The 26588-nt window shown below is 49.0% G+C and carries 19 protein-coding genes; 17 read left to right on the forward strand and 2 right to left on the reverse strand.

Annotated features, from left to right (window positions below; genetic code table 11):
• Positions 1 to 23: 23 nt before the first annotated feature.
• The 13 genes from ACUN27_RS09680 to ACUN27_RS09740 all read left to right on the forward strand — a co-directional run bounded on the left by ACUN27_RS09680 (position 24) and on the right by ACUN27_RS09740 (position 21007).
• Entirely contained in the window at positions 24 to 1556 is a 1533-nt protein-coding gene (locus tag ACUN27_RS09680; RefSeq protein WP_445560610.1) for a copper amine oxidase N-terminal domain-containing protein, read from the forward strand.
• Positions 1557 to 2419: 863 nt separating this feature from the next.
• A complete protein-coding gene (locus ACUN27_RS09685; protein WP_315952234.1) occupies positions 2420 to 3298 on the forward strand; it encodes an ABC transporter permease in 879 nt (292 codons plus the stop codon).
• The gene (locus tag ACUN27_RS09690) at positions 3298 to 4167 is read left to right on the forward strand and encodes a carbohydrate ABC transporter permease (RefSeq protein ID WP_315951743.1); all 870 of its coding nucleotides are present in this window, start codon (positions 3298 to 3300) and stop codon (positions 4165 to 4167) included. The genes ACUN27_RS09685 and ACUN27_RS09690 overlap by 1 nt, the downstream gene beginning before the upstream one ends.
• 72 nt (positions 4168 to 4239) lie before the next feature.
• The gene (locus ACUN27_RS09695; RefSeq protein ID WP_315951742.1) at positions 4240 to 5784 is read left to right on the forward strand and encodes an extracellular solute-binding protein; all 1545 of its coding nucleotides are present in this window, start codon (positions 4240 to 4242) and stop codon (positions 5782 to 5784) included.
• A 106-nt stretch (positions 5785 to 5890) separates the two neighbouring features.
• Entirely contained in the window at positions 5891 to 7228 is a 1338-nt protein-coding gene (locus ACUN27_RS09700; RefSeq protein ID WP_326060354.1) for a Gfo/Idh/MocA family protein, read from the forward strand.
• Positions 7225 to 9411, forward strand: a complete 2187-nt coding sequence (locus ACUN27_RS09705; RefSeq protein ID WP_445558802.1) for a glycoside hydrolase family 88/105 protein — start codon at positions 7225 to 7227, stop codon at positions 9409 to 9411. The genes ACUN27_RS09700 and ACUN27_RS09705 overlap by 4 nt, the downstream gene beginning before the upstream one ends.
• 106 nt (positions 9412 to 9517) lie before the next feature.
• The gene (locus tag ACUN27_RS09710) at positions 9518 to 11800 is read left to right on the forward strand and encodes a helix-turn-helix domain-containing protein (RefSeq protein WP_326060351.1); all 2283 of its coding nucleotides are present in this window, start codon (positions 9518 to 9520) and stop codon (positions 11798 to 11800) included.
• Between the two features lie 45 nt (positions 11801 to 11845).
• Positions 11846 to 13903 carry a glycoside hydrolase family 65 gene (locus ACUN27_RS09715; RefSeq protein ID WP_315951735.1) on the forward strand — a complete coding sequence of 686 codons (2058 nt, stop codon included), beginning with the start codon at positions 11846 to 11848 and terminating at the stop codon, positions 13901 to 13903.
• 45 nt (positions 13904 to 13948) lie between these two features.
• Positions 13949 to 15091: an oligogalacturonate lyase family protein gene (locus ACUN27_RS09720; protein ID WP_315951733.1), complete on the forward strand. Its 1143-nt coding sequence runs from the start codon at positions 13949 to 13951 to the stop codon at positions 15089 to 15091.
• Between the two features lie 27 nt (positions 15092 to 15118).
• On the forward strand, positions 15119 to 16261 hold the full coding sequence (locus ACUN27_RS09725; RefSeq protein ID WP_326060348.1) for a glycoside hydrolase family 88/105 protein: 1143 nt from the start codon (positions 15119 to 15121) through the stop codon (positions 16259 to 16261).
• A gap of 1 nt (position 16262) precedes the next feature.
• Positions 16263 to 18716, forward strand: coding sequence for a glycosyl hydrolase family 95 catalytic domain-containing protein (locus ACUN27_RS09730; RefSeq protein ID WP_326060346.1), 2454 nt, complete (start codon positions 16263 to 16265; stop codon positions 18714 to 18716).
• A gap of 55 nt (positions 18717 to 18771) precedes the next feature.
• Positions 18772 to 19782 carry an ornithine carbamoyltransferase gene (locus ACUN27_RS09735; RefSeq protein ID WP_445558803.1) on the forward strand — a complete coding sequence of 337 codons (1011 nt, stop codon included), beginning with the start codon at positions 18772 to 18774 and terminating at the stop codon, positions 19780 to 19782.
• A 310-nt stretch (positions 19783 to 20092) separates the two neighbouring features.
• Positions 20093 to 21007 carry an acetamidase/formamidase family protein gene (locus ACUN27_RS09740; protein ID WP_315951727.1) on the forward strand — a complete coding sequence of 305 codons (915 nt, stop codon included), beginning with the start codon at positions 20093 to 20095 and terminating at the stop codon, positions 21005 to 21007.
• A gap of 46 nt (positions 21008 to 21053) precedes the next feature.
• On the opposite strand, the gene ACUN27_RS09745 is transcribed toward ACUN27_RS09740, so the two are convergent.
• Entirely contained in the window at positions 21054 to 21605 is a 552-nt protein-coding gene (locus ACUN27_RS09745; RefSeq protein ID WP_315951724.1) for a helix-turn-helix domain-containing protein, read from the reverse strand.
• 153 nt (positions 21606 to 21758) lie between these two features.
• Between ACUN27_RS09745 and ACUN27_RS09750 the strand changes: the two genes are divergently transcribed.
• The 3 genes from ACUN27_RS09750 to ACUN27_RS09760 are packed head-to-tail and all read left to right on the forward strand — an operon-like array spanning position 21759 to position 23624.
• Positions 21759 to 22163: a DoxX family protein gene (locus ACUN27_RS09750; RefSeq protein ID WP_315951723.1), complete on the forward strand. Its 405-nt coding sequence runs from the start codon at positions 21759 to 21761 to the stop codon at positions 22161 to 22163.
• A 22-nt stretch (positions 22164 to 22185) separates the two neighbouring features.
• Positions 22186 to 22857 (forward strand): alpha/beta hydrolase, encoded by a 672-nt coding sequence (locus ACUN27_RS09755; RefSeq protein ID WP_326060341.1) that lies wholly within the window; start codon positions 22186 to 22188, stop codon positions 22855 to 22857.
• The gene (locus ACUN27_RS09760) at positions 22854 to 23624 is read left to right on the forward strand and encodes a DODA-type extradiol aromatic ring-opening family dioxygenase (RefSeq protein WP_315951720.1); all 771 of its coding nucleotides are present in this window, start codon (positions 22854 to 22856) and stop codon (positions 23622 to 23624) included. Before ACUN27_RS09755 ends, ACUN27_RS09760 begins: the two co-directional genes overlap by 4 nt.
• Before the next feature lie 42 nt (positions 23625 to 23666).
• Here the strand turns inward: ACUN27_RS09760 and ACUN27_RS09765 are convergent, their stop codons facing one another.
• The gene (locus ACUN27_RS09765; protein WP_445558804.1) at positions 23667 to 24821 is read right to left on the reverse strand and encodes an MFS transporter; all 1155 of its coding nucleotides are present in this window, start codon (positions 24819 to 24821) and stop codon (positions 23667 to 23669) included.
• A 311-nt stretch (positions 24822 to 25132) separates the two neighbouring features.
• On the opposite strand from ACUN27_RS09765, the gene ACUN27_RS09770 reads away from it, so the two are divergent.
• Complete coding sequence (locus ACUN27_RS09770) at positions 25133 to 26500, forward strand: LLM class flavin-dependent oxidoreductase (protein ID WP_326060336.1); 1368 nt, start codon at positions 25133 to 25135, stop codon at positions 26498 to 26500.
• The last annotated feature ends 88 nt before the right edge of the window (positions 26501 to 26588 follow it).

Genomic DNA, 26588 nt, shown 5'->3' on the forward strand with positions numbered 1-26588 from the left:
TGCTTGGGATCTGCTTGCGAACAATGATTTTGATTGCTTTTATTTCCTTATGCGCTTTGAACTATGGCACATATACGACTTTCGCTTCAGTAGCGAATGACAAAACCGTCATTAAGCTTAAATTAGATGACATCCAAGCTTCAGATAACGGCAAGTCGGTTTTACTTGGAATGGCTCCTCACTTGGTGAATAACACGACGATGGTTCCGCTGAGATTTGTAACGGAGGCTCTGGGCGCCGAGGTCATATGGGATGGGAACACGCAGAGTGTGCAATTAACGTTTGCTTCACAACACATTACCATGAAAATCGGAAGTACATCAGCAAAAGTTAATGACACTGCAATTAATTTGGAACAACCGCCTGTAATAGAAAATGATACAACATTAGTGCCAATTCGGTTTATCGCGGAAAATTTCCATCAGTCCGTTTCTTTCGACGATCAAACACATGAGATTAGCATTGTAAACGTACCCGCGGTATTAACAATCCCAGATAACGTAGCGCCAGCTGCAGAGCGTTTGGAAAAGCCGACAGTTGATAATTTGACGAACATAACCATCACAAGAATTCCTCAGTTCACTGATCGTACTAAGTATGCATTTAGAGCCCCTTACGCTGAAGGCGTAGTTATGACTACGGATGGCCAAAACAATTTGTACCTTTTAGGTGAAAGCTCTCCACAAAGTTTTAACATTCAGAAAATGAGCTTAAATAAAGGTGAAGAATTAGAAATACAATTTTTGGTATCCTTCAGTAAAAAAGAATTTAATTTTGATTATAAGGACCCTAATGGAATCATGAGGGATTTTAATTACGATCAATTCATCCCGAACTCTTTATATTATGATCGCAATTCGGATAAAATCTTTGTCATGGGAAACGACTTTAATCAAGAATTGACGGTATTTTATCAAGTTTATCCTAGCGTGAAACTAATTGCCTACGATAGATCTAGCGACTTGAAAAGTAAATTTGACTTCATACAGCCGTCCGATGATGGGCAAACCTATTATATCAGCAACTCTTTCAAAGGTAGTATCTATACGGCACATGAAGGAGAGGCTCTATCAACCCATACCAATATTGATAGTATACGTACGCACCACTTAACTTCACTCGTGGATAAAGGTCATTTGTACGTACTTGATCAGGACAACAAAACGATTCAATTGGTAACTCCTGGTGTAGGTGCGAGCGTAGTTGCAACCCTTAACGTAGGTGATATTAAATCTGCAATAGCGCACGAAGGCAATTTCTACTTAATGGGGGGCAAGCAATTCTACCGTGTTGATGTGAAAGGGAAACTTGAAGAATATGCTGATTTAGACAAGGCCGAATATCATAAGGGTCTTTATAATTTCAAGACCAATACGTTTGATCCTACACCCAATCCAAATGTTTTTGTTCATCCTGAAGAAGAAGAGGATAAAATTGAGCCCAAACGAATTGTGCTTGGTCTTGCCCCGCAACGATTTATCATCGATCCAAAAGGTAACATTATCATTTATGATGATATGTATAAGATTCTCAGAAGAATTAATTTGTATAAGTAAAGACGACAAGGTGATAGGAAACTAGAATAGACGTATACGTAAAAACAAAAGCTGCCGGAATCATCCGGCGGCTTTATTCATAGTTCTGGGGTAAGTGAAGCTTCCCTGCACACCGGCCCATCATATTTGCTGCTATTGCTTGAGCGCTTCCCCCAGGCCAGGGGAACTACAGGGCACTATTTCATAGAAATAGGCCCATTTTCGCGCGGAAGGGAACTGTAGGCCGTTATTTGTCCGTTTTCCTTAAAGAAAACGGGATTCGGTGATCAAATAACGCCCTGTAGTTCCGCTGAAAGCGGAAACGGGCTGAATTTGCTAGAATAGTGGCCTGTAGTTCCTCAATGGCGCATCGTTGACCAACTTAACGCTAGTATGAGGTTACCCCCTCCGCCAATTGTCTCAGTAACTGAATTTGTAGCGGCGCTGGGTGTTCTCCACCCCAAAAATTCGCTCCTACCTGGCTCTTAACAAGCTAAGCGACGGAGGAGAAGTTAACTCCTCCAACGGTCCCTTCCTCCCCAGGCACTATTTCACCGAAATAGGCCCTTTTTCTCGTTTTAGCAGGATTCGTTGGCAATGAACCGATGCTCCAAAGCATGCACAATTCCTCGAATTGAGACATTTTTGCATTAACACTTTCTTGTTCCCACTCTCAAATCCTGGAAAAATGTGAAAATCGCGGATCGGTTCATCCCATAGAGGATTGAACGATTGTCATGGCATCTCCCTAGCGGGTAAGATTGCGGTACTAGACGTGAAGGAGGCTTGCAACAGTGGCAAAGTTGTATACGGAGGCTAAGCCCGGAATCACACACAGCGATGTGAAGCATGCGAGGTTAGCGCAAAATCGATATCTCCTTAATATGCGAAAGCATTGGATGCTTTATCTCATGATCATCCCCGGGCTCGTGTATTACCTTATTTTTAAATACGTGCCGCTCATGGGGAGTGTCATCGCCTTTCAGAACTATCAAATTTTCAAAGGCATGCTGGGAAGCTCTTGGGTAGGATTGGATAATTTCAAATTCATCTTCACGTATCAAGATTTCTATCATGTTTTAAGAAACACGGCGACGATCGCCACGTATCACCTCGTGTTCGGATTTCCTGCACCTATTATTCTAGCGCTGCTGTTTAATGAGGTGAGGCTGATGCTGGTTAAAAGAGTCGTACAGAGCATGTTCTATCTTCCGCACTTCTTATCGTGGGTCGTTGTCGGAGGCATCGTCTTTGAACTATTGTCCACACAAGGCGTGGCAAACATGGTCCGGGGATGGTTCGGTCTCGAGCCGATCTTGTTTATGCAGCAGCAGAGTTATTTTCGTACCATTGTCGTCTTGTCAGGCATTTGGAAGGAAGTCGGATGGGGCACAATTATCTACCTTGCCGCAATTACCGGTATCAATCCGAACTTGTATGAGGCGGCTGTGATGGACGGGGCGAATCGTTGGAAGCAGACGCTTCATATTACACTCCCGATCCTGTTTCCTACGATTCTGGTGCTATTCCTATTGAACATCGGCAATTTCCTTGAGCTCGGTTTTGACCAGATTTATAACCTGTTGACGCCTATGACGTATTCCGTGGGTGATATTATTGAGACGTACGTGTACCGGGCAGGGGTTTTGCAGGGCCAGTACAGTGTTACGACAGCTATTGGATTATTCCAGTCCGTCATTGGTTTCGCGCTGCTGTGGATCTTTAACCGAATGGCCAGAAAGACAGAACAGGGGTTGTGGTAATGAAACAGACGTATGGAGAAAAGGTTTTCCAAGTAGTCAACTATTTGTTCCTAGCCGCAGCTGCAGGCACGATGTTGATGCCGCTTGTCCATCTCTTGGCGGTGTCGCTCAGTTCACCCATCGCGGCTGACTCGAAGACGGTATTCTTACTGCCGGTAGAATTTACCTGGGCATCGTGGGGACATATCCTGCAAAATAAGGGATTATGGAGCGCATTCGGCGTAACGCTATACATAACAGTTGTCGGGACGCTGCTGAGCATGCTGTTCTCTGTATTGACAGCGTTTCCGTTGTCCCGCAAGGAATTTCTCATTCGCAAGCCGTTCATGCTGGCTGTGATCATTACGATGATTTTTAATGCGCCGATGATCCCATTTTTCCTGACGGTTCGGGAGCTGGGCATGATGAACTCCCTATGGTCGCTTATTTTGCCAGGGTTAATTGGAACGTTTAACATGATTATTATACGAACGTTTTTTATGGGGATCCCGGCGGAGCTCGATGATTCAGCACGAATGGACGGCTGCACCGATGCAGGCATTTTGTTCCGAATCTATTTGCCTTTATCCAAGCCGGTGCTCGCGACGGTCAGTTTGTTTTATGCCGTTGGGTATTGGAATACTTTCCAGAGGGCCGTGCTGTTCATCCGTGATCCCAACAAATGGCCGTTGCAAATGAAGCTTCGCGCTTACTTGCAGTCACCGGAGGAGCTTACTGCTGTGAATCTGTTCCTTGGTGATTATGATTTCAATACGACAACATTGAAAGCGGCAACAATACTGTTCGCAACGGTGCCGATTATTTTAGTATACCCGTACTTGCAGAAGTACTTTGTAAAGGGTTCCATGCTAGGCTCGCTGAAGGAGTAAACAGAACCGATATAAAAGCCGCAATGCGACTGGCTTCATATATGATGTGCTTAAAAAAGGGAGGATACATGCATGAAGAAACGTTTATTCGGTAAAAAGGGAGCGATTACGGCAGCGGTTTCGCTGCTTGCTGTTACAGTCCTTGCGGGTTGTGCGCAAACTGGTGACAAAACCCCAGTCGCGGAAGGCGGGGCTCAGAACGACAAGCTTGTACAGGTGAAGGTGTTCAAAAGCCATATGGGCGTAGGCACCATTCCGGATGCGAATAACGCGCACGTCAAATATGTAGCGGAGAAAACAGGCGTTGAATATCAACTGACGACTACACCTCCGGGCTCAGAACCAACAGAGTTCCTCAATCTGATGATTGCTTCGAACGATTTGCCTGACATCTTACGTCCGATTGGCGGCATCGAGCAGACGTTGATCAAACAAGGCGGAGCGCTGCCGTTGGAAGATCTTCTTCCGAAGTACGCACCTAATGTATGGAAGAACATTCCCAAGGAGGCATGGGACGTCGTTCGTTCGGCCTCGCCCGATGGCCATATTTATTATGTGCCAAAGGTGTTTCTCGTTCCCGAGCGTGCACCGATGATTCGGAAGGATTGGCTGGATAAGGTCGGACTGCCTATGCCGAAGACAGCAGCTGACTATAAGGAAGTGCTGAAAGCATTTCGGGATAAAGATCCGAACGGCAACGGATTAAAAGACGAGCTGCCGACCTCGGGGCGGGAATTCGGCAAATGGATGGATCACCTGTTTGGCATGTACGGTGTCGCCATGTGGGAAGGAAGTCCGGAGTGGGACCTGTATGACGGCAAAATTCAGTATGCGGGCGTTACCCCTAACATGAAGGCGGCCATCGGTTATATCCGGGAGTTGTATGCAGAGAAGCTGCTCGATAACGAGACGTTCCTTAACAAAGGCGACGTATGGCAGGCCAAAATCAACAATAATCTGGTTGGCAGCTGGTACCATCTCCCGGCGAGTGTGCGCGATCGCTATACAGCGATGCTGAAGGGGGCGCCTGATGCTTATATCGTTGGCATGCCGATGCCTAAAGTAGATGGTTTCCAAGGTTTTGTAACGATGAAAACGATGGGTGAGCCGGAATGGATCATTCCTGCAGCAGCAAAAAATAAAGCCGAAGCATCCCTGAAACTGCTCGACTTCTTCTATGATACAAGCAACGATGAGTTCATCCGGTTTGGGATTGAAGGACTTCAGCATCAAGTCGTGAATGGCAAAAAGGTCCTGCTTCCACCGGAGGACAGCCGACCGCTTGCTCTCGGTATGCGTAACCTGACAACCAAAGAGGATATGGATATTCGCATCAAGGAAACAATTCCAGAGAACATGCAGAAAATGGTGCAAGATATTTTCACCGTCAACACAGCGGATGCCCGCCGAATCGCAGGAGACGGACTGCCGAACACGGTATACGAGGGTTTCCCGGATATTCAATCGCATAAGCTTTTCCAAGAATATTTGACCAAAATCGTGATCGGTGAGTGGCCGATGGCGAAATTCGATGAGTTTGTGGACCGTTGGAACAAATCGGGAGGCGACAAGGTCACGCAGCGCGCCCAAGAATGGTACGCAAAGGTGAAGAAGTAACAACGTATCCGGCGTATGGTGCGCCCGCAGAGGCGGTTTCGCTTCTTGCGGGCACAAACGCGCTGAGAAGATAAATAACAGCAGGCATGGAAGGGGAATGCAACTCATGAAAAAGCGATATGCCATCTGCGGGGTAAGCGGTCGGGCGCTGGGAATGTTCGCCAAGCCCATTACGTCGACATTCTCCGCTAGAAGCGAGCTCGTCGGCTTGTTGGATCGCGACCAAGCTCGCTTCGAGCTATTTCGGACGAGATTCCCGGAGCAGCAGGAGATCCGTACATACGGCGAGCATGAATTTGACCGAATGGTTAAAGAGACGCGCCCGGACGTCATCATTGTCGCTGGGCGTGACGATACACATGCGAAATATATCATAGCGGCCCTTGAGCATGATTTAGACGTAATCACGGAGAAGCCGATGGTGACAACAGGAGAGGACGCAAGGCGCGTGATGGAGGCGGAGTCAGCAAGTAAAGGGACGGTCACCGTTACTTTCAATTACCGATATGCCCCTATTCATACGAAAATTAAGGAAATGCTCCTGGAAGGCAAGCTAGGCAGGATTACTTCGATTGACTTGAATTGGTATCTCGACACCTACCATGGTTCAAGTTATTTTAAACGTTGGAATCGGGTTAGGGAGCTGTCCGGAGGGTTATCTATCCATAAATGCACGCATCATTTCGATCTGGTGAACTGGTGGATTGGACAGCAGCCTGTCGAAGTGTTCGCATATGGCGCCTTGAATTATTATGGAGCTGAAGGGGAAGCGAACCCCAAGAAGGAGGATGGCCGTTTCTGTACGACCTGTGAGCTAACGAACGAATGTGATTATTACTCACGTTGGAACACACGGAGCAAAACTATTCAAGTGCAGGACGATCATCTCGGTTCGCTGGGTGCAGTGAAAAGCAAGTTTCCTTACTCGGACTATCGGCCTGATCAATGTATCTTCGATTCCCAAATTGATATTGAGGATACCTATGCAGCAACGGTCAAATATAACGGTGGCGCACTCCTCAGTTATTCAGTTAACTTCTCCCTGCCATACGAGGGATATCGATTGGCCATTAACGGTACGAAGGGGAGACTTGAATCGGTGGAGTACCATATGCCGAGCCGCACCCCTTTTCCGACGCCGGTGCAGACCATCGATTATTACCCGTTATTTGGCTCTAAGGAAACGATCCATGTCGTGCACCGAGAAGGCGGGCATGGAGGCGGAGATCCGTTATTGTTGGAGGATTTATTTATGGGCGAAGATCGCCGGAGGCCTTATCGGATTCTATCCGGAGCTGTGGATGGCGCATTCTCCGTGGCGACTGGGGAAGCGGTATGGCGCTCTGTGAAGGAACACCGACCGGTTACCATTGAGGAAGTGCTTAGCGGAGGATTCTCTGAGAAGGCTCTCAGTTTAAGCGGGAAAGGAGTGGCAGGACAATGACGACATCGTTAACCCGCTATATAGATCCAGAGGAAAGTATGGCCGCCCAAACGGACGGTACCTACATTCCCCATGTTCTGACCGTAATGGCCCAGCGTTACATCGGCGAGCATCCCCCCCACGGTCCAGTGTACAGAGTGACACGCGCTAGTGAAATCCGCAAGTTGGAAAATCACACATATTCGTTTCCGATTGAACGTATTTTTCCGGAGATGCATACGGGACAGCGGGTATATGCCTGGGCGAAACTGTGGATCGAAGAGCCGCAAGAGTTTATCTTTCTTCTTCGCTGTCTCGGGCCTGTCCGATTGTACCACAATGGGGAGCAGCGCTTTGGCTCTGCCCCTGAGGAGGAAGCGGAAGGGACGCCACCGCTGAAGCTGAAGATTGCGCTGGTGCGGGGCTGGAACCATTTTGTAATGGAGCTTGGCAAACGTGCGGATGGGCGATGCGGAGCGGAATTTGGCTCTGGCAATCGCAAGAATAAGCCCTATACCTTTCTTGCACCTTCACTAGAGCGTGAGGGGGAAGAGGGCTGGATCTATACGTCTCCGATGGATAGTCCGCTTACACAAATGCCAGCTGCGACGATGAGGGAACAGGTAGCAAGTGCGGTGTCTTGGCTGCCAAAGCGTGCAGACAGCAGTGACTGGCAAGGCCGGTTGGAACAACTCTATGGTCTATCCCCGGGTTTGAAGGCGATCTCATGGACGTCCGTCCGAGTTGACCCGGCGATGACCGGTCCTGTAACCGTGTCGGGGGTCGCTTATGGCCCTGTAACCTTCATTTGGAATGGACATAAAGTTTATGAAGCTGCCGGGGCAGGTTCGTTCAGTTTTAATTTAGAAGCGTGCCGGCGAAGTGGAAGCCTCGTGGCATACAGCACTTGCACTGAGGAGAGTTGGGGGTTTCAGCTGTTTGGGGACTTGTCCAATGTCGTGTTGAACTCGCCGGTTAAAGTCCATGGCTATGCAGGAAAGTGGCTGCATCTGGGGCCATTCGCTGCTGACGCCGAGCTGCGAGCCAATGACTATATGAAGATGGATACGATTGCTGCCGGTTCTTCAGGTGAGGTATTCTGGATGACGAATGAGCCTGAAGCTTTCGTTAGACCCTTTCTGGAGAACGAGCTCTTCGGCCGTTGGAACTATCCGCTTGGCGTAACCTTATTCGGGCTGCTTGAGACAAGCCGTTTGCTAGCGCGCAGCGACATGACGGATTACGTAACTCGCCACGTGGAATTTGCAACGTCAACCTATGCGTACTCCCTTTGGGACCGGAAACAATTTGGAGCAGCAGGACTAAATAATCAGTTATCGCATATTGATAGCCTGGACGACTGTGGGTCCTTTGGAGCGCTCGCCATTCTAGCGAACAGGTTACGGCAGGTGAAGGGAGCGCGTGCGGTTTCAGATGACATCGCCCATTACATCATGAATGTACAGGACCGTCTGGAAGACGGAACACTTTACCGTCGTATCGGCGTATCTCCAAGCATGCATAATACGATGTGGTGCGATGATATGTATATGAGTGTGCCGTTCCTATGCCGTTATAGCGAGCTATCCGGGGATTTGCGATATGTAGAGGAAGCTTCCCGCCAACTGCTGTTATATAAAAAGTATTTATACATGCCTGAGCAGCAAATCATGTCTCATGTGTATGACGTAAGCAGCGGCAAGCCGTCATTGACGACTTGGGGACGGGGGAACGGCTGGGTCTTTTTCTCGCTCTCCGTGCTCTTGCAAGCGCTGCCTAAAGGGCACTCCAGCTACAAGGAGATTCTCCGTTTTTATCGGGAGTTGGCGGAAGGGTATCTCCGGCTGCAGGGCAAAAACGGCTTGTGGCATCAGGTACTGACAGATCCTGAGTCGTACGAGGAAGCATCGTGTACCTCTATGTTCATGTACGGCTTTGCACTCGGTGTGCGGCACGGTTGGTTGCTGGAGCCTCAAGCGTTCACTCGAGCAGTGATGTCCGGCTGGAATGGCTTGTGCGCTCGTGTCATTGATAAGCACGGGAACTTGTACGGCGTATGCAAAGGCTCTAGCTGGTCCTACTCGAATGCGTATTATAAGCATGAGCTTGGCTGGAACCTGAATGACACACACGGGATTGGCATTGTGCTTTTGGCTGGCATCGAAACGAACGCCATGATGAACAGCTTAGGTATGAAAAGCTGAGGTGTTCCAGAGTGAGAATGAGAGGCAACCGCCGGAAAGGATCGTGTCGCGAGGGAACAGATCGCGCTATAATAGTAAGATCTCCTAATAAGGTGGGAACCCTAACGTGACGCAATCCTTGAAGAAGTGGCTGAAATACAATTTAGCCCATACGCAAACCCGGTTTGTCCTCATTTTAACCATTTCGGTGTTTCTAATTATTCTTGCTGTCAGCCTGACATCCTACTATACGTCAAAGTCTGTCCTGCAGGAAGAACTCAGCGAGCCACAGCGCCAGATGCTTCAATTGAATATGAACGTCATTGATGACGCTATCAAAGAGAGTGATAAAGCCGCTATTCAGATTGCTTTGAACGCCAATATTTATAAGTTTCTGACCAGTGAGGTGCAGAATTCGTACGGCAACATATCGGACATTTATCAATTGCTGTCAACCCTAATAGGCAATTCGAAATATATCAAGAGCATCTATGTGTATGACATGACAAAAGGGAGCTTCATTGCGATTCCGCAGGGCTACAGCTCAAGCAAACTGAACTTTGACGATTCGGATTGGATTAACGTGGTGGACGAGTTCGGTGACGGGATGACGGTTATCAAAAAACGTCAGGTGCCGGAAGGCGCGGGTAGAAAAGGCTCCGAAGTTACGCTGTTTCGCAAAATTATGATTCAAGGACAGTTTAAGGGGATTGTCACTGTCAATCTCAAGGATGAGGAATTGTTTGCTAAGCTGAATCCTCCCGTCCTCAATAATTTAAATCGGATGCGCTACATCATCGACGAGCATGATGAGATTCTGTACGCGGTCTCCAACTATGATTTCGATCAGGAGTCGATTCGGCAGGCACTGGCCCAACTGCGGGAAGATGGCAGCAGTGACATTACTCATCAGAACCGCAAACTGCTGGTTAATCAGCTTGTTTCGCCAGTAACGGGCTGGAAATACGTGTCCATTGTCGTGCAGGACAGTTTGCTGGCCAAGTCCAAGAAGGTGCGCAATGTTGTATTGACCGTTTCCGTGGCTGCACTGGCGCTTGGATGCGCGACGATTTTCTATATCAATGCCGCTGCTTTCCGACCGGTCCGCAGGTTGATGCAGCTGTTTAGCAGCTACGACCGCAAGTCCATGAATCCTGAAGGCATCGATTTGGAGAAGCTGGCCGGTGAACTGCTTAGCAACCATGCCCATCTGTCTCAGCTCGTAAGAGAGACAATGTCGGAGGCGTCATCCAAGCTGCTTTACGATATGTATACGGGGAACTTGACCGGCAAGCGGGATATCGAGGAAAAGTGGCATCGTTACTTTGGCGAATGGTCATCAGAGCCTGTTACGGTAGCGGTCATTTCAATCGACCGATATGAGGATTGGTCGCGGAAGTATACGGGCGACGATCAATCGTTGCTGAAATTCGCCATGGCGAACATTGTCGCCGAGCTGTTCGAGCAAAGATGGCGGGTCGTTTGCGCTGATTTTGGCAAAGACAAGATGGCGATATTGCTGCAACCACTTGAAGCGGGGATCGTGCTTGAGCGCAAGCTGGAGGAAGCGATTGAGGTTGTTTCCAGATTGCTCAAGTTCAGCGTTTCGGTAGGTGTAAGCACCCCTCAAACGGAAGTTGCCCGGCTGCGTCAGGCGATGCTGGAAGCGGAGAATGCGCTGAATTATCGGCTTTATCAAGGATATGGGCAAGTTATTCCGTTTCATGAAGTATCAGGACATGAAGTCAGGGAGACGGTCGTGGATGAAGGAAAGCTGGAAGAGCTTTCGCAATTGATTGAATCGGGGGACGAGACCGGATCGCTGGAAGCAGTTGAACGTCTAATCTCCGATGTTCGAAGCCAATATGGGTATCCATCAGCGGCTATAACCTTTTTACGGGCCGTGCTTGAACGCATAGAGCAGTTATGGCAGGCTGATGACGAATGTGCGGAGGGCAGCGCGTTAGAGAGATACGATACTTTTCATCTAGGGGATATTCAAGAGGATCTCTGTAAGCGGGTTCAGCCGTTGGTTCAGCGGTTCCATAAACTCGTTCAAAGCAAGGATTTTATTACATGCCACCGCATGATTGATTATATGAAGCAGCATTTGAGCGAGACCATCGGGATCCCGGAGATTGCTGACGACGTTGGAATTAGCAGCAGCTTGGCGAGTCAGATTTTCAAGCAAGAAACGGGAGAAACGATCTATAACTATTTAACGCGTCTGCGTTTGGAACGTGCGGCGGACCTGCTGCTGAAGACCGAAAACAAGATTTCGGACATTGCGATCATGGTTGGCTACCAGCATGAGAACAGCTTCATTCGAAGCTTCCGCAAATTCAAGAATATAACCCCGGGTAAGTACCGGGATATGATGAGAACACGTACGGACGCGATGCTGGAATAGACAAGCGGCGTCAGTCGAATCGGATAAGCAAACCTGGGAGGTACTATGGACAGACGGCAAATCATACAACGGCATAATCCCGAATTGAATAAATGGGACCCTTTGTCCCCATTTTCCGTGGGGAACGGTGAATTCGCCTTTAGTGCGGATCTCACCGGATTACAGTCATTCCCGAATCAATATGAGGTACCGCTGGGCACACAGTCCAATTGGGGTTGGCACTATACGGGCGGACGAAATCGATTTACGGATCAGGATGTTGAATACCAAATGTTCGAAACGCATGGCAGACTAGTCGGCTACCCCATGAAACCCGGTAGTACTGCGGAGGCTTATCACTGGCTGAGGATGAACCCGCATCGTCTGCAATTAGGACGAGTTTCTTTTCGCTTTCTGCTGGAATCGGGTGATGTGGCAGAAGCGGCCGATGTGGCGCCGATCAGCCAGCAGCTTAATCTCTGGTCGGGCGTGTTGACTAGTGCGTATGCCATTCAAGGCGTCCCGGTTCATGTTACCACGGCTTGTCATCCTTCCATTGACGCGATTGCTGTGCAAGTGGAATCCGGTTTAATTGCACAAGGCCGACTGCAGGTGTTCATGCGTTTCCCGGCACCCGATATGACGAATACAGGCTGGGCGAAGACGGTATTTCCTGACTGGGATAACGATGATAGGCACAGGACGGAACTGCGCGAAGGCAGCGGCAACGAAGCCCTGTTGGAACGTACGATGGATGAAGATAAATACGAGGTGCGCTGGGCTTGGAGTGCCGGCAGCCTTACACGGACAGGAGCGCATGAGTTCACACTGCTCCCTCCTTCAAAACAAGTTGATTTGATTGAATTTTCTGTAACTTTTACTCCGGAATCTGCACATACAGCGCCGTCATTTGAAGAGACGATTGCAGCAAGCAAGCTGCACTGGGAGACATTTTGGCTCGGCGGGGCGGCAATCGATTTCTCTGGCAGCTCGGATCCCAGAGCTTACGAGCTTGAAAGACGCGTTGTTCTGTCCCAGTTCTTGTGTGCTATGCACAGTGGCGGCTCCTTGCCGCCGCAAGAGACGGGGCTTATGTATAACAGCTGGTTCGGAAAGTCCCACTTGGAGATGCATTGGTGGCATGGAGCGCATTTTCCATTGTGGGGGCGGGAAAATATTCTGCTGAAAAGCATGGATTGGTACAGCCGTATCTTACCGGTTGCTCGCGAACTCGCTCAATCGCAAGGATATGAAGGCGCCCGATGGCCCAAGATGGTCGACTTTGAAGGAAAACCGTGCCCTTCGCCTGTCGCGCCCGGGTTGATCTGGCAGCAGCCGCACCCGATGACGCTTGCGGAGCTATGTTACAAAGCTCAGCCTACAAGGGAGCTGCTGGAACGATTCCGCGATATTGTCTATGAATCGGCGGATTTCATGGTCTCTTATGCTCACTGGGACGAAGCGAAGCAAGTTTACGATTTAGGCCCGCCATTAATCCCGGCGCAGGAGTGCCACTCGCTTGCAGGCAGTAAAAATCCTCCGTACGAGCTTGAGTACTGGAAATATGGCCTGGAGATTGCGATTCGCTGGGCGGAGCTTTTGCAGGAAACACCTCATGCGAAGTGGGTGCAGGTTGCCGGGATGATGGCCAATCCTCCGCAGGCTGAAGGGGTGTATTTGGCCCATGAGCTGTGTCCGGATACCTTTACAGCTAAGAATCATGATCATCCATCGATGCTCGGTGCGCTTGGCATTTTACCTGGCACGATGATTGACCGCGAAGTGATGCTTAATACCCTGTTGAAGGTGAAAGAGGTATGGAAATGGGGTTCCGCCTGGGGCTGGGATTTCCCAATGTGTGCCATGACGGCAGCAAGACTTGGTGAACCGGATCTGGCCGTTGACTTCCTGCTTATGGATGCTGCAAAAAACACGTATTTAACCAATGGCCATAACTATCAGCGACCTGGTTTGTCTGCGTATTTGCCAGGTAACGGAGGTTTATTGACAGCTGTTGCCATGATGGCTGCCGGCTGGGAAGGCGGCTCCAACTTGAATAACCCGGGTTTTCCGCAGGATGGCAGTTGGAAGGTGAGATGGGAAGGATTAAAGCCTTGGTTGTAGGTCAACTTGCAGGTTGAATGAAATGGATAATCAGGAGGAGAGCGTATGGGAAAAGGAACAATATGGCCCTCAGAACGCAAATCGGCAAGGGACCGATTCACTGGCCTTGAAGTGATACAACTGACGGATTACAAGTCACACAGCCATCATTTATATTTTACGGAAAGCGGTTGGTATGACGAGGAACAGCGTCTTATTTTCGTCTCGGATCGTGGCAACAGCACCAATTTGTACAGCATGCATGTGGAGAGCGGGGAGATTACACAGCTGACTAATTACCCGGGAAATGATCATATCGATGCTTGTTTGCTGCCGGATGGGAGTGCTGTATACATTAAGCTAGGAACACGGATTATTCGCCTGGATTTACTCGGAGATTTGGATGAAAAAGTGGTGTATGAAGCGCCTCAGGGATATCACCTCGGTAATGTAAGCGCCAGCGCCGATGGACAGCATGTCTGTACTTGTGTTCAAGAAGACTTATCGCACCGGATTCGACTGGACCTGGGCAACGGTTATGTGGGTCATCGTGAACTCATGGAAGCTGCTCCACACAGCATGATCATACGCATTGACGCAGTGAATGGCGGCGCGGAAACCATTTATGAAGCACATCGTTTTATTACGCATATCAACGCGTCTCCCAAAGAGCCTTGGCTGATGACATTTTGTCATGAGGGACCTTGGCATTTGGTTGATCACCGCATTTGGGGACTGGATTTGCGCACCGGCAAAGCGTGGAAAATTCGTGAGCGTCTTGAGCCGGAGGAGAAGATCGGGCACGAATTTTTTTATCCCGACGGCGTAACGATTGGCTACCACGGGTTCCGTGCGAACGGAACGAATTTCTTCGGCAGCATCCGGTATAACAATACAGAGCTGGAAGAAACGGAATTTCATTTTGATACGTGGCATGGTTATGCAGACGGTTTGGGGCAAGCCATCGTTGACGGCAAAAGTGCGGTGAAGACGCTGAGCATTTGGCGAAAACAGGACGGGGTTTACGACGGACCTCGCATGCTGTGCGAGTTGCGCTGCAGCTTTCATTCGCAGAAAGTGCATGCCCATCCGCGTTTTGATGCGAAAGGCAAACGTGTGTTATTTACGAGCGATAAAAACGGGTACGGTAATTTGTATTTGGTTCATGTCCCGGAGGACTTTACGGTATTGCCGTTATTCACGCCATAACAAATGAAGCGAGAGGGGGCATAAGCCATGAAGGTTTCCATGCTGGATACGAAAATCGAACGAATGTCCGTCAAGGTCGGCGAAGCGATTTTGTCGCATAGTCAAGACGGTTACCACCCGAAAATGGCCAACCAATGGGGGTATGTCGCAGGAATGGCGCTTGCAGCCATTGATAAGCTGGGGGATTGGACGGGCGAGGCCAAATATCATGACTTCGTCAAGCGGCATATGGATGTGTTTATTCAAGAAGATGGCTCGATACGCGGTTACAAGCTTAACGATTATAACCTTGATCATATTAATAAAGGAAAAAACCTTTTCCGTTTATGGAGGGAAACAGGCGAAGCGAAATATGAGGCTGCGGCGCGGTTGCTGATTACGCAGCTTGTCGGTCAACCCCGCACGAGTGAAGGTGGATTTTGGCATAAAAAAATATATCCCTATCAAATGTGGTTGGACGGCTTGTATATGTCTTCGCCCTATATGGCTGAATATGCCCACACCTTCCAAGACAACAGCTGGTTTGACGAGGCAGCTCATCAGTTGCTGCTGGTCGAGCGGCATACGCGCAATCCGCAGACGGGTTTGCTGCATCATGCCTGGGACGAAACCCAAGAGCAGCGATGGTGCGCTAACGGAATAGGCCGATCGAGACATGTATGGGGACGGGCAATGGGCTGGTATGCCATGGCGCTGGTGGACGCGCTAGAGCATTTTCCAATTGGGCACCCGAAACGCGGGCAGCTCATGGGTATTTTTGAAAGGATGGTAAATAGCGTTGTACGAGCGCAGGATCAAGAAAGCGGCGTTTGGTACCAGGTCATGGATTGCAATGGCCAGCAGGGGAACTATCTGGAGTCGTCGGGCTCCTGCATGCTGACTTATGCAATTGCGAAGGGAATCAGGTTGCAATATTTGGCGGAAATCGACCGAAGCGTGGTAGAACGAGCTTATGAAGGTATTTTGCAGCGTTTCGTGACGGAAGATGAGCAAGGTGTGCACCTGCATCAGATCTGTCATGGTGCGGGCCTTGGCGGCCGTAAATACCGGGACGGCTCTTACGCGTATTATTTAAGCGAAGCGATCGTAAGCGATGTGTTGATGGGGGTTGCTCCGCTGCTGCTTGCCACACTTGAGATGGAGCAGCTGCGCGAGTCGTGTGAGGAATGAGATGCCGGATCAACTGGGAAATGCTAACGAAGATAAGCTGACGATGAGCTACCCGGCCTCCTGGTGGCGGAATATGTGGCGCGAGGCACTGCCTGCCGGCAACGGTGTGCTTGGCGCGTCTGTATTCGGTGGTGTTCAGGAGGAAACGGTGCTGCTCAACCATGCGAAGTTGTGGCATTGGGGACAGCGAGATGAGCTTCCCGATGTCAGCTTCACGCTTGAGCGGACGCGGAAGTTGATGGATGAGGGGCGCTATCAGGAAGCGAGTTGGCAGCTGGCGAATGCCCTGAAGGAGCAGGGGTACGGGACGAAGCTGGCCTCCCGATTTCCACTGGCAGCCATCCGTCTGACGATGCCCAGCAAGCAGGCTTTTCGCGGGTACAGCCGCACGCTTGATATGGATAGCGGCGAAATAACGGTGGCTTGGAAGGATGGGGACTGCCGGTATAAGCGGACGCTGTTCGTTTCCCGTGCCGATAATTGCATCGTGTATGCGATGGACAGAGAAGGGGGGAGCGGCATAACCGGCGAAATCGGTTTGCAGCTTCATCCAAGCGACCGCTGGGCGGACACGCCAGAGTATAAGGAGCTGGAAAGCTCCGTGGAAACAGGGGCGGATGAAGCTTATGCGTGGTACTCGGCAGCTAACGATGACGGAACCGATTTTGGCGCTGTGCTGAGGGTTGTGCAGGAAGGTGGACAAACGGATGGCGGACAATCCGCTGGAGCAGAGGGCGCAATCCGTTTCATGGGAGCAAGTCGAGTGCTCGTGCTGGTTAAAGTATTTACACATGGGAAGCGAGCGGAAGACTGGCCTCGTTTAAAGTCGGAGCTTGCTGATCTGCTTCGTGATGAGGAAAAGGACGTTGGCGCTGTTTACGAACACTTGCTGGAACGGCATGTCGCGCTGCATCGGCCGCTTTATTACTCGGCGCAGCTTGTTCTGGGTGATGATGAGCCGGACTCGCGCTCTAACGAGCGGTTGCTGCTGGATGCTTATGAAGGAGAAGCTTCTGAGACCCTTATCCGGAAAATGTGGGCTTACGGCAGATATCTATTCCTTAGCGGCACCTCAACGGCGGAGGAGGCTGAGCCCTTCGGTTTGTATGGATTGTGGGGAGGCGACTATCGTCTGGTCTGGAGCCATAACATGGCAAACGAGAACATCCAGATGATGTATTGGCATGCGCATGTCGGTGGATTAAGCGAGCTGGCCCCTTCGCTATTCCGGTATTACGAGTCGCTGATGGAGGATTTCCGCGATAATGCAAGCAAGCTGTACGGCTGCCGGGGAATCTACATACCAGCAGGCACGACAGCAGGCGTCGGTGTACCCAGTCAGATCGTTCCGGTTATTTTAAACTGGACGGGTGCGGCTGGATGGTTGGCACAACATTATGTTGAGTACGCAAAGTTTACGGAAGAAGCCGGCTTCCTGGAAAAGCGAGCGCTGCCGTTCATGAGAGAAGCCCTACAATTTTATAAAGATTTCCTTATCCTCGACGAGAGTGGCCAATACAAGATCTACCCATCTGTATCACCGGAAAATACACCCCTCAATTACATGCCGAAGGACGGCAAGCCGCTGGCGCATCCGATGCCTACAGCGATAAATGCGACGATGGATATCGCCATTTTGAAGGAATTGTTGCGGCATTTGATAGAGGCGGTTCAAGCGGTTGGGGATCACCGGCAGGAAGTCGAGGAATGGCAGGAGATGTTGGATCGTCTGCCTGCCTATCGGGTGAACAGTGACGGAGCCGTGAGCGAGTGGGTGCATACAGACTTTAAGGACCGGTATGCTCACAGACATTTGTCACATTTGTATCCTGTGTTTCCAGGGCACGAAGTGACTAGGGAGATGGATTCCGCCCTGTTTCAAGCTTTTGAGACGGCAGTGAGAAAACGTGAAATTGGGGCGCAAACCGGTTGGTCGTTTGCACACATGGCTGCGATTTATGCTCGGTTTGGCGAAGGTGAAAGCTCGCTGGACTGCCTGGATATGATGTCGAGAGCCAGCCTGCTGCCCAACTTGTTCACGCTGCATAATGATTGGCGGGGGATGGGGCTGTCGATGAACATGCCCACGGCGCCCGTGCAGCTCGATGCCAATCTGGGTTGGGTGAACGCTATTCAAGAGATGCTGCTGCAGGTATCGCCGGGAATCATCAAGCTGCTGCCTGCACTGCCCGGAAGATTGAAGCGAGGGAAATTGTCCCACTGGAGATTTCATACGGGCAAAGTCACGTTGCAGTGGGACACTAGAACAGGGATGTTCCGAGCGGAGCTAACTGCTGACCGGGAGACGAATACTGTCGTCAAGCTTCCGGATTGGGTGCGCACCTGCACAGTTACCGGTGAGCACATTCAGAGGTCTCCGCTAGGAGAACATTATTATTCTGTTAAAATGAAGCAGGGAGATCAGTCGGTGATTTTTGAGACTGCGGGATGTTGATTCAATTTGCAATCACCGACGACGGGGGTTTATTAGGATTGCAATGATCCAACCGTTGACACCGGTTTATTCCTACAATAGAATGAATTTATATTCATTATTATGTATTAATATACAGGGCGGTGATCGCGTGACTCCTCATTTATTGTCTTTAAAAGAACTCGATAAGAATGCTTTGTTAGCCATCATTCAAAAGGGGATTGAGATCAAGCGCAATCCAACGGATTTTTACCAATCATGCGAAAGAAAAGGGCTATTCATGCTTTTTCAGAAAACTTCGACCCGAACCAATCTTTCTTTCCAGTCTGGCATAAACCAAATGGGCGGTTACGCTGTAACCATGGATTGGGATTCGAGTAATTTTAGCCTATCCCCCATTCAGTATGAAGTTCGTTATGCCTCAAGAGACTGTGACGTTATCATGGCTCGCTTAAAGAAGCATGCTGATTTACTGGAGTTAGCTAAATATTCGAGTGTCCCTGTCATTAACGGATGCTGTGATAAATACCACCCGTGTCAGGCATTAGCTGATTTGATGACGATCTACGAAGTAAAGGGCAGCTTTGATGGCGTAACTTTAACCTATGTAGGGATCCATAATAATGTTGCCAATTCCCTGGTAGCAGGTTGTGTGACATTAGGCATTAAACTTTTTTTAGTAACTCCGATAGTGAATGAAGCTTCATGGGATGAGGAGCTGATGCGTACGGCTTATGCAAGTGGGTGCGTTGAAACCTTGAGCAGTATGGCTGAGGCTATTAGCAGCACGGATTTTGTTTATACGGACACTTGGGTTGATATGGAGCATTTTCATGAAACCGACTATCAGGAGGAGAAAAATAGAAGGATTCGCACCATGATGCCATTTCAAATTAATAAGCAAAATTTAAGAGGTTATTCTCCTTATATCATGCACGATATGCCCATCCATCCTGGATTTGAGATTGAAGAGGATTTGATTGAGTCGGAGCACTCTATTATTTATCAGCAAGCGGAGAATAGAATGCATGTTCAAAAGAGTTTGTTATGGCATTTATTAGAAGCTAAAACGTTGGTGGGTGCCTGACTTTGGAGCACCTGGGGGGACTGTCTTTCCTCAAGGATTTTTCGTAGGCGAGGGGAACTACAGGGCGATATTTATGGCAAATCTGCCACTTGGGCCAGAGAATGGGAACTAGCGGCCGCTATTTCGTTGTTTTGGAGGGAATGCAGTACGTTTGAGACGGAATAGGATCCTGTAGTTCCCCTGAGGCTCTGATTTGCTGCGTTTTGTCTTAAATAAGGGAGCCCAGTTCCCCTAATTGGGGTACCCCGAGTAGGGAATTCATAACAACTGTCGAATCAATAGAGGATCCTATCGAGATGGAGGAGTAGCCATGATTCATACGTTCGACCCTCAGCTTTATTATCATACAATGGGCAATCATCCCCCTGTATTGACGGTGCATGATGGGGATACGGTCATTACCTCGACAGTCGATGCGAGAGGCTGGGACCAAAATGGTGAAAGTGCAGCTGCCCGCGGGAATCCGATGACTGGACCTTTCTATGTAGAAGGGGCGATGCCCGGCGATACGCTAGCGATTCGATTCGAGTCCATAACACCGAACCGAGAGTGGGCGTGGACAACCAATATGCTTGCTCCAACCGTTATTGATCCAGCTGTTGCGGCTACTTTGCCGGCAGCGGATATCGTGCATTGGACAGTGGATCTATCCCAGGGGGTTGCTTATCTGAAGGAACCAACGCCGGGTCTGGCCCAATTGAAGCTGCCTTTGCGGCCTTTTTTAGGTTGTTTTGGTGTAGCGCCCTCCAAAGGACAGTTCATCTCAACGGCTACAAGTGGCGAATACGGCGGAAACATGGACTATAAAGGTCTGGTCGCAGGCACTACAGTCTATTTTCCGGTGTCGACTGAAGGCGCGTTGTTTTATTTGGGAGATGGTCATGCTTTGCAAGGTGATGGCGAAATCATCGGCACAGGTCTCGAAATATCCATGGATGTTCAGTTCACAGTCAGTGTTCAAAAGGGGAAAACGATAAGTTGGCCGCGGGGCGAAACCGACACACATTGGTTTTGTATCGGCAACGCACGGCCGCTTGACCAGGCGCTTCAACATGCAACGACCGAGATGTTACGGTTGCTGCAGGAAGATTGCGGCTTAACCTCATCGGAAGCCAGCTTGTTGATGGGGCAAGCCGTTGAATATGAAATTGCGAACATGTTCAATCCCGCTTACAGTGTAGTCTGCAAATTGCCGAAAGCGGTATTATCGTCATTGGTTTACTGAAAAAAAAGCCCTCAAACCTGGCCGTAAGCTAGGTTTGAGGGCTTTTTTAAATGAACTCTCGTCCACCATCAGTCTCTGTATAAATAGAAATAAGCACGATTGCCGTGTCATCTCCTATATTTCTCACCACATGAGGCGTGCAGGCGTTCCAACTGAACGAATCGCCTTCCCCGAATTCAGCCGCATCTTCACCCTGCTCCGCATGCACTCTTCCTTTGATCACGACATGAACCTCCTCGCCTTCGTGAGCATGAGGCAGCTCCCCCGTTGAGGCACCTACAGGAAATTCTACCAACATCATCCTGACATTTTTTGTAGAGCTCAAATGCTCCACTTTTAAATGGTCGGAACCGCTTGTCGTAATTCTTCGTTCATCCTTGCGGACAATATGCATGCGGTCCTCTTTCTTCAAGAGCAAATAAGCCAAAGGCACCTTTAGAACCTGTGCAATATTTTCAAGTGTAGCAATGGAGGGGGAAGTTTTGTTCGTTTCAAGCTGACTCATGAAGCCTTGTGATAAGCCGGTTTCTTCACAAATTTGGGCAATGGTAATATTCTTACGCTTTCGAATAGCCCGTATCGTTGAGCCGATGTCCATCCCGACAGCACCTCGCATCAAATATTAGTAATACAAAACTTAATTACATATTAGCAAAATTTCTATTGACATGCTAGAGCTCCTTGTATTAAATTACTTATATAAACATTAATTTTATATTACTTATATTTTGATGAAGAGGAGAGAATTAGAATGACAAAGACAGTACTTGTTTCAATGATCATGCGTGTGTTAATGGGAATTATTTTTATCTCCCACGGAATTGCCAAGTTTCAAATGGGACTAAGCAATGTAGAAGGATGGTTCAGTTCAATCGGTATCCCTGGATTTTTGGCTTATGCGGTAGCGGGGCTTGAGCTTGTGGGTGGGATTATGCTCGTTGCAGGATTGTTTACCCGTTATGTATCTGGCTTGTTCGTGGTGATGCTGATCGGCGCAATTATTACCGCGAAGCTTTCCGTTGGACTTCTTGGCAATGCACAGTCGCCAGGCTACGAGCTTGATCTCGGCTTTCTGTTGATTTCGTTATATTTAGTTGTCGCAGACACGTCTCCACTTTCAGTCGACAGATTTATTATGAGAAAACATAGCGCGTAACATACAACAGAGGAGGATTATAATGAATCCGACGTACCCATATGATGTGCATCTACCGGCGAATATAGACACAGACAAGAAATATCCGGTCATCTTTACTTTGCATGGCAAGGGCTCCAACGAGAAAAATATGTTTAGCCTGGTCGCTCCGCTAGCTGACGACTTCATTATTATCGGCATTCGAGGCAATCTGCCTCTTGGCTCCGGTTATCAGTACTATAGTTTGAAAAGTTTAGGTAATCCCATTCGGGAGATGTTTGACGAAGCGATAAAGAACCTTGAAGCATTCATTCAATATGCAACCGAGAAGTATCCGATCGACCAGAACAAGCGTTATTTGCTGGGCTTTAGCCAAGGCGCGATATTATCGATGTCGCTTGCGCTTACGATGGGCGATAAGTTGAAGGGGATCGTTGCGTTGAACGGGTACATTCCAGACTTTGTGAAGACAGAGTATGCTCTGAAAAGCGTGAAGGAAGTATCCGTATTTGTCTCGCATGGCGAGTACGATTCCGTTTTTCCTGTTCGGATCGGCCATGAGTCGGCAGCGTATTTCAAAGATCAGACGCCGCGCTTAACGTTTAATTTATATCCTACGGACCATGGCGTATCGGAAGAAAACCAGCTTGATTTTCTAAATTGGCTTAAACAAGATCTTGAATTAATAACTACGAAGGAGCGTGAAGAGGCATGATGCCTTCCTATTTTTTCGCGCATGGCGCGCCGTCCATTGTGCTTGAGGATAACGCATATACACAACTGTTAAAGCATTTTAAGGAGCATGCACCTAAACCTAAAGCGATTGTCCTCTTTTCCGCTCATTGGGAGGAAACCGTGCAGAACGTAAGTGCTGCTGAAACGTATGAAACCATTTATGATTTTGGCGGGTTTCAGGATGAACTTTACCAAATGACGTATCCGGCCAACAGCGACCGCTCTCTGGTTGAACAGATTCAAAAGCTGTTTGAACAGCAAGGTATTCAAAATGTTCGAAATGAAGAGCGAGGTCTGGACCACGGAGCATGGGCTGTATTGAAGCTGCTGTATCCTGATGCGGACATCCCGGTCGTCGCTTTATCCGTGAACAGGAATTTGCCTAACGAGCAGCAATATCAAATCGGCAAGGCATTGGCAGCGCTCAGAGAGCAGGACGTTCTCATTATCGGCAGTGGCGGCACCGTCCACAATTTAAGGAAATTGAATTGGCGGTCTGGTGGTATTGATGAGTGGGCAGAGCAGTTCGACAGCTGGCTCCAAAACAAGCTCGAGGCATGGGACACGGAGGCGCTGTTTCGTTATCGCGAACTTGCTCCTTTCGCCCAGGAAGCCGTGCCGACGAGCGAACACTTTATCCCGTTGCTTCTCGCGATGGGAACCGGCGATTCCAATCGTCAGGCAAAGCTGCTTCATCGCAGCTATCAATATGGCAACTTGAGTTTAAGTTGCTGGCAGTTTAATTAAAGCAGGAAGGCAGTCGACGATAAATCGGCTGCCTTTTCTCAGTTAAGCCGCGCTCCCATCCGGATCAGGTTTTATCGTGAATAGAGCCAAAACAGCAGCAAGCACACAAAAACCGGTAATCGTATAGAACATAAAGTGAGGTGAGATTTTCACAAGGATTGCAGCAAGCGGAGGACCAATCGCCACACCGATAAATCGCATGGAGCTATAAATCGAAGTGATGGTTCCGCGCTCACTCTTATCAATGCCTTCCGTAATCATGGCATCCATACATGGCAAGGTTACACCGATTCCGATTCCTCCCACACTAATTAAACCTATCAGCCAAGAGATGCCGTGCAGCGTACCACTTATGATAAAAGTAACGGCAGCTAATGTGATTCCTCCAAATGTGATCCATTTCATCAGCATTTTATTTCTACCAATTCGTTTACCGGTAATGAATGAGGCTATGCACAAGGCCGCCGAGGGGATTGCTAAAATACAGCCTTTGACGATCCCTTTCACATGGTATTCATCCTCAAGCGTGTCAGACAGATAAAACAACGTTCCGAAGATTGCGAGCATACATATACATCCGATAGCAAAAATGGCCGATAACCATTTCCCGTTATGAATGAAAATTTGTTTCAGATGGGTTCGAAATTGGGTAAAGGTGACCTTTTCGTCCTTCTTTTTAGCTGGCGATTTGACCAGAAATGCCACTAATACAGCGGAAATCACACAAAGAACCGGAATGGCAAGAAAAGGAGCAAACCATACCATTAAAGCAAGAGCCGACCCTAGTATGGGGCTAAGAACTTTGCCAAAGGTATTCGCGGTCTCCACGACGCCCAGACTGCTGCTTACATCACTTTCTTTTTTGAAAATATCACCGACAAGCGGCAGTACGATTGGAAAAGCACCTGCTGCACCTATGCCTTGCAAGAATCGGCCCAGCATGATAACCAAGTAAGGATTTTCGATCCACCAAGCGCCCAATCCACATATTAGCCCGCCAATTCCATTAATGATCAGACTCGGGATAATAATGATCTTCCTGCCAAAGCGATCGGAGAGATAACCGGCGACAGGGATAAGCAGGATGGCTACGGCGGAGTAGATCGTTATCAATAAGCTCACCTGGAGAGACGTTATTCCTAATTTGCTGCGAATGGAAGGCAGCACTGGGATAAGCATTGAATTTCCTAGTGTCATAATAAGTGGTATAGAAGCAATTGATAAAAGGTCCCACTTTTTATTTTCCACCTATCACACCTAGCCTTCTTATTTGATTGCTTTTATGAGATGAGTACGACCAACTTACTATTCCCCTATTTATATGCCCAAACCAAAACTCATTTATCCCACTTGTATAATCGGAATAACTATTGTAAAATTATGAGAATTATTGTTATCTGCCCATTGGTCAACCAAAGGCTTCTAGCATAAGGTCATCGTACAAGTTCCATGTGCGGTTGTCCTTAGCCGGGAGCCTTTTCTAATTTCACACACAAGGTGGTATCGTTATGATCAAAAAACAACGTCAACTTCATCTGAACTTGTTCGTTTCCCCGATGGGACACCATGAGGCTGCATGGCGGCATCCGCAGTCGAATCTCGATCAGCTGCTTGATTTCTCTTTGTACCAGCGTCTGGCTGCAAAAGCGGAAGCATCGAAGCTGGATTCGCTGTTTTTTGCAGATCGCGTAGCGACCAGTCCGAACGCGGCCAAGTACGGGGCGATCGGCGGATATGAACCGCTGACGCTTCTGTCGGCACTTGCCGTGGTCACTCAGCGGATCGGTCTGATCGCGACCGTGTCCACAAGCTTCAACGAGCCGTTCAATCTGGCGAGGCGGTTTGCCTCTCTCGACCATCTTAGCCGCGGCCGAGCCGGTTGGAACATCATTACGTCTGGGACAGATGCGGAAGCGCAAAATTTCAATTATGAGCAAATCCCGGAACACGCTGCGCGTTATGAGCGCGCGCGGGAGTTTTTGGACGTTGCTACGAAGTTGTGGGATAGCTGGGAAGACGATGCCCTTGTCAGAGACAAGGAAGCAGGCATTTTTGCCGATAGCTCGAAGGTGCATGAGCTTAATCATAAAGGGGACCACTTCTCCGTGAAGGGGCCGCTGAACATATCCCGTGGACCGCAGGGGCGACCACTTCTCGTCCAAGCCGGTTCTTCGCAGAATGGCAGGCAGTTCGCTGCGGAATACGCGGAGGCGATTTTCACGGCTCAGCAAACTTTTGAAGAAGCGGAGTCGTTCTATAAAGATATGAAGCAGCGGGCGGTTCAACTGAATCGGTTGCCGGAACATATCGTCATCCTGCCGGGAATTTGCCCGATTATCGGACGCACCGAAGAGGAAGCCAAAGAGAAGGAAGCGAAGCTTGTGGAGCTCTCTAACCCGGCACACAGCTTGTTGATGTTATCCAATCGAATCGGCTTTGATTTGACGGGTTATCCGCTGGATGGCCCTATGCCTCAACTTCCAATACAGGAAGTGAGAGGCCATCAAAGCCGTACCAACTTGATCGTTGAGCTGGCTCATCGAGAAAATCTGACGCTTCGCCAGCTGCTGGAGCGTTTGGCCGGAGGACGGGGTCATCGGACGATAACAGGAACACCTCAACTGATTGCCGATGTGATGGAGCATTGGTTCCAGAATGGAGCCGCCGACGGCTTCAATATTATGCCGCAGCTGATGGCAGGCGGGCTGGAGGATTTCTTGGACCTCGTCGTTCCCGAGCTGCAGCGCAGAGGACTGTTCCGAACTGAGTACACGGGAACGACCCTTCGTGATCATTACGAACTTCCGTATCCGGGCAGTCAGTTTGCGGAAACTCCGGTTTCGACGATGACAGAAACGAATTGGTACAGCGCGTGATAAATGCAAGTTTCAAGCGAAGCAGAATAAAACTTTAGTTAGGAACTACAGTCCGCTATTTCGCTGAATAGCGGAGTTGGGGCCGCCC

Source organism: Paenibacillus sp. WC2504 (assembly GCF_052682475.1).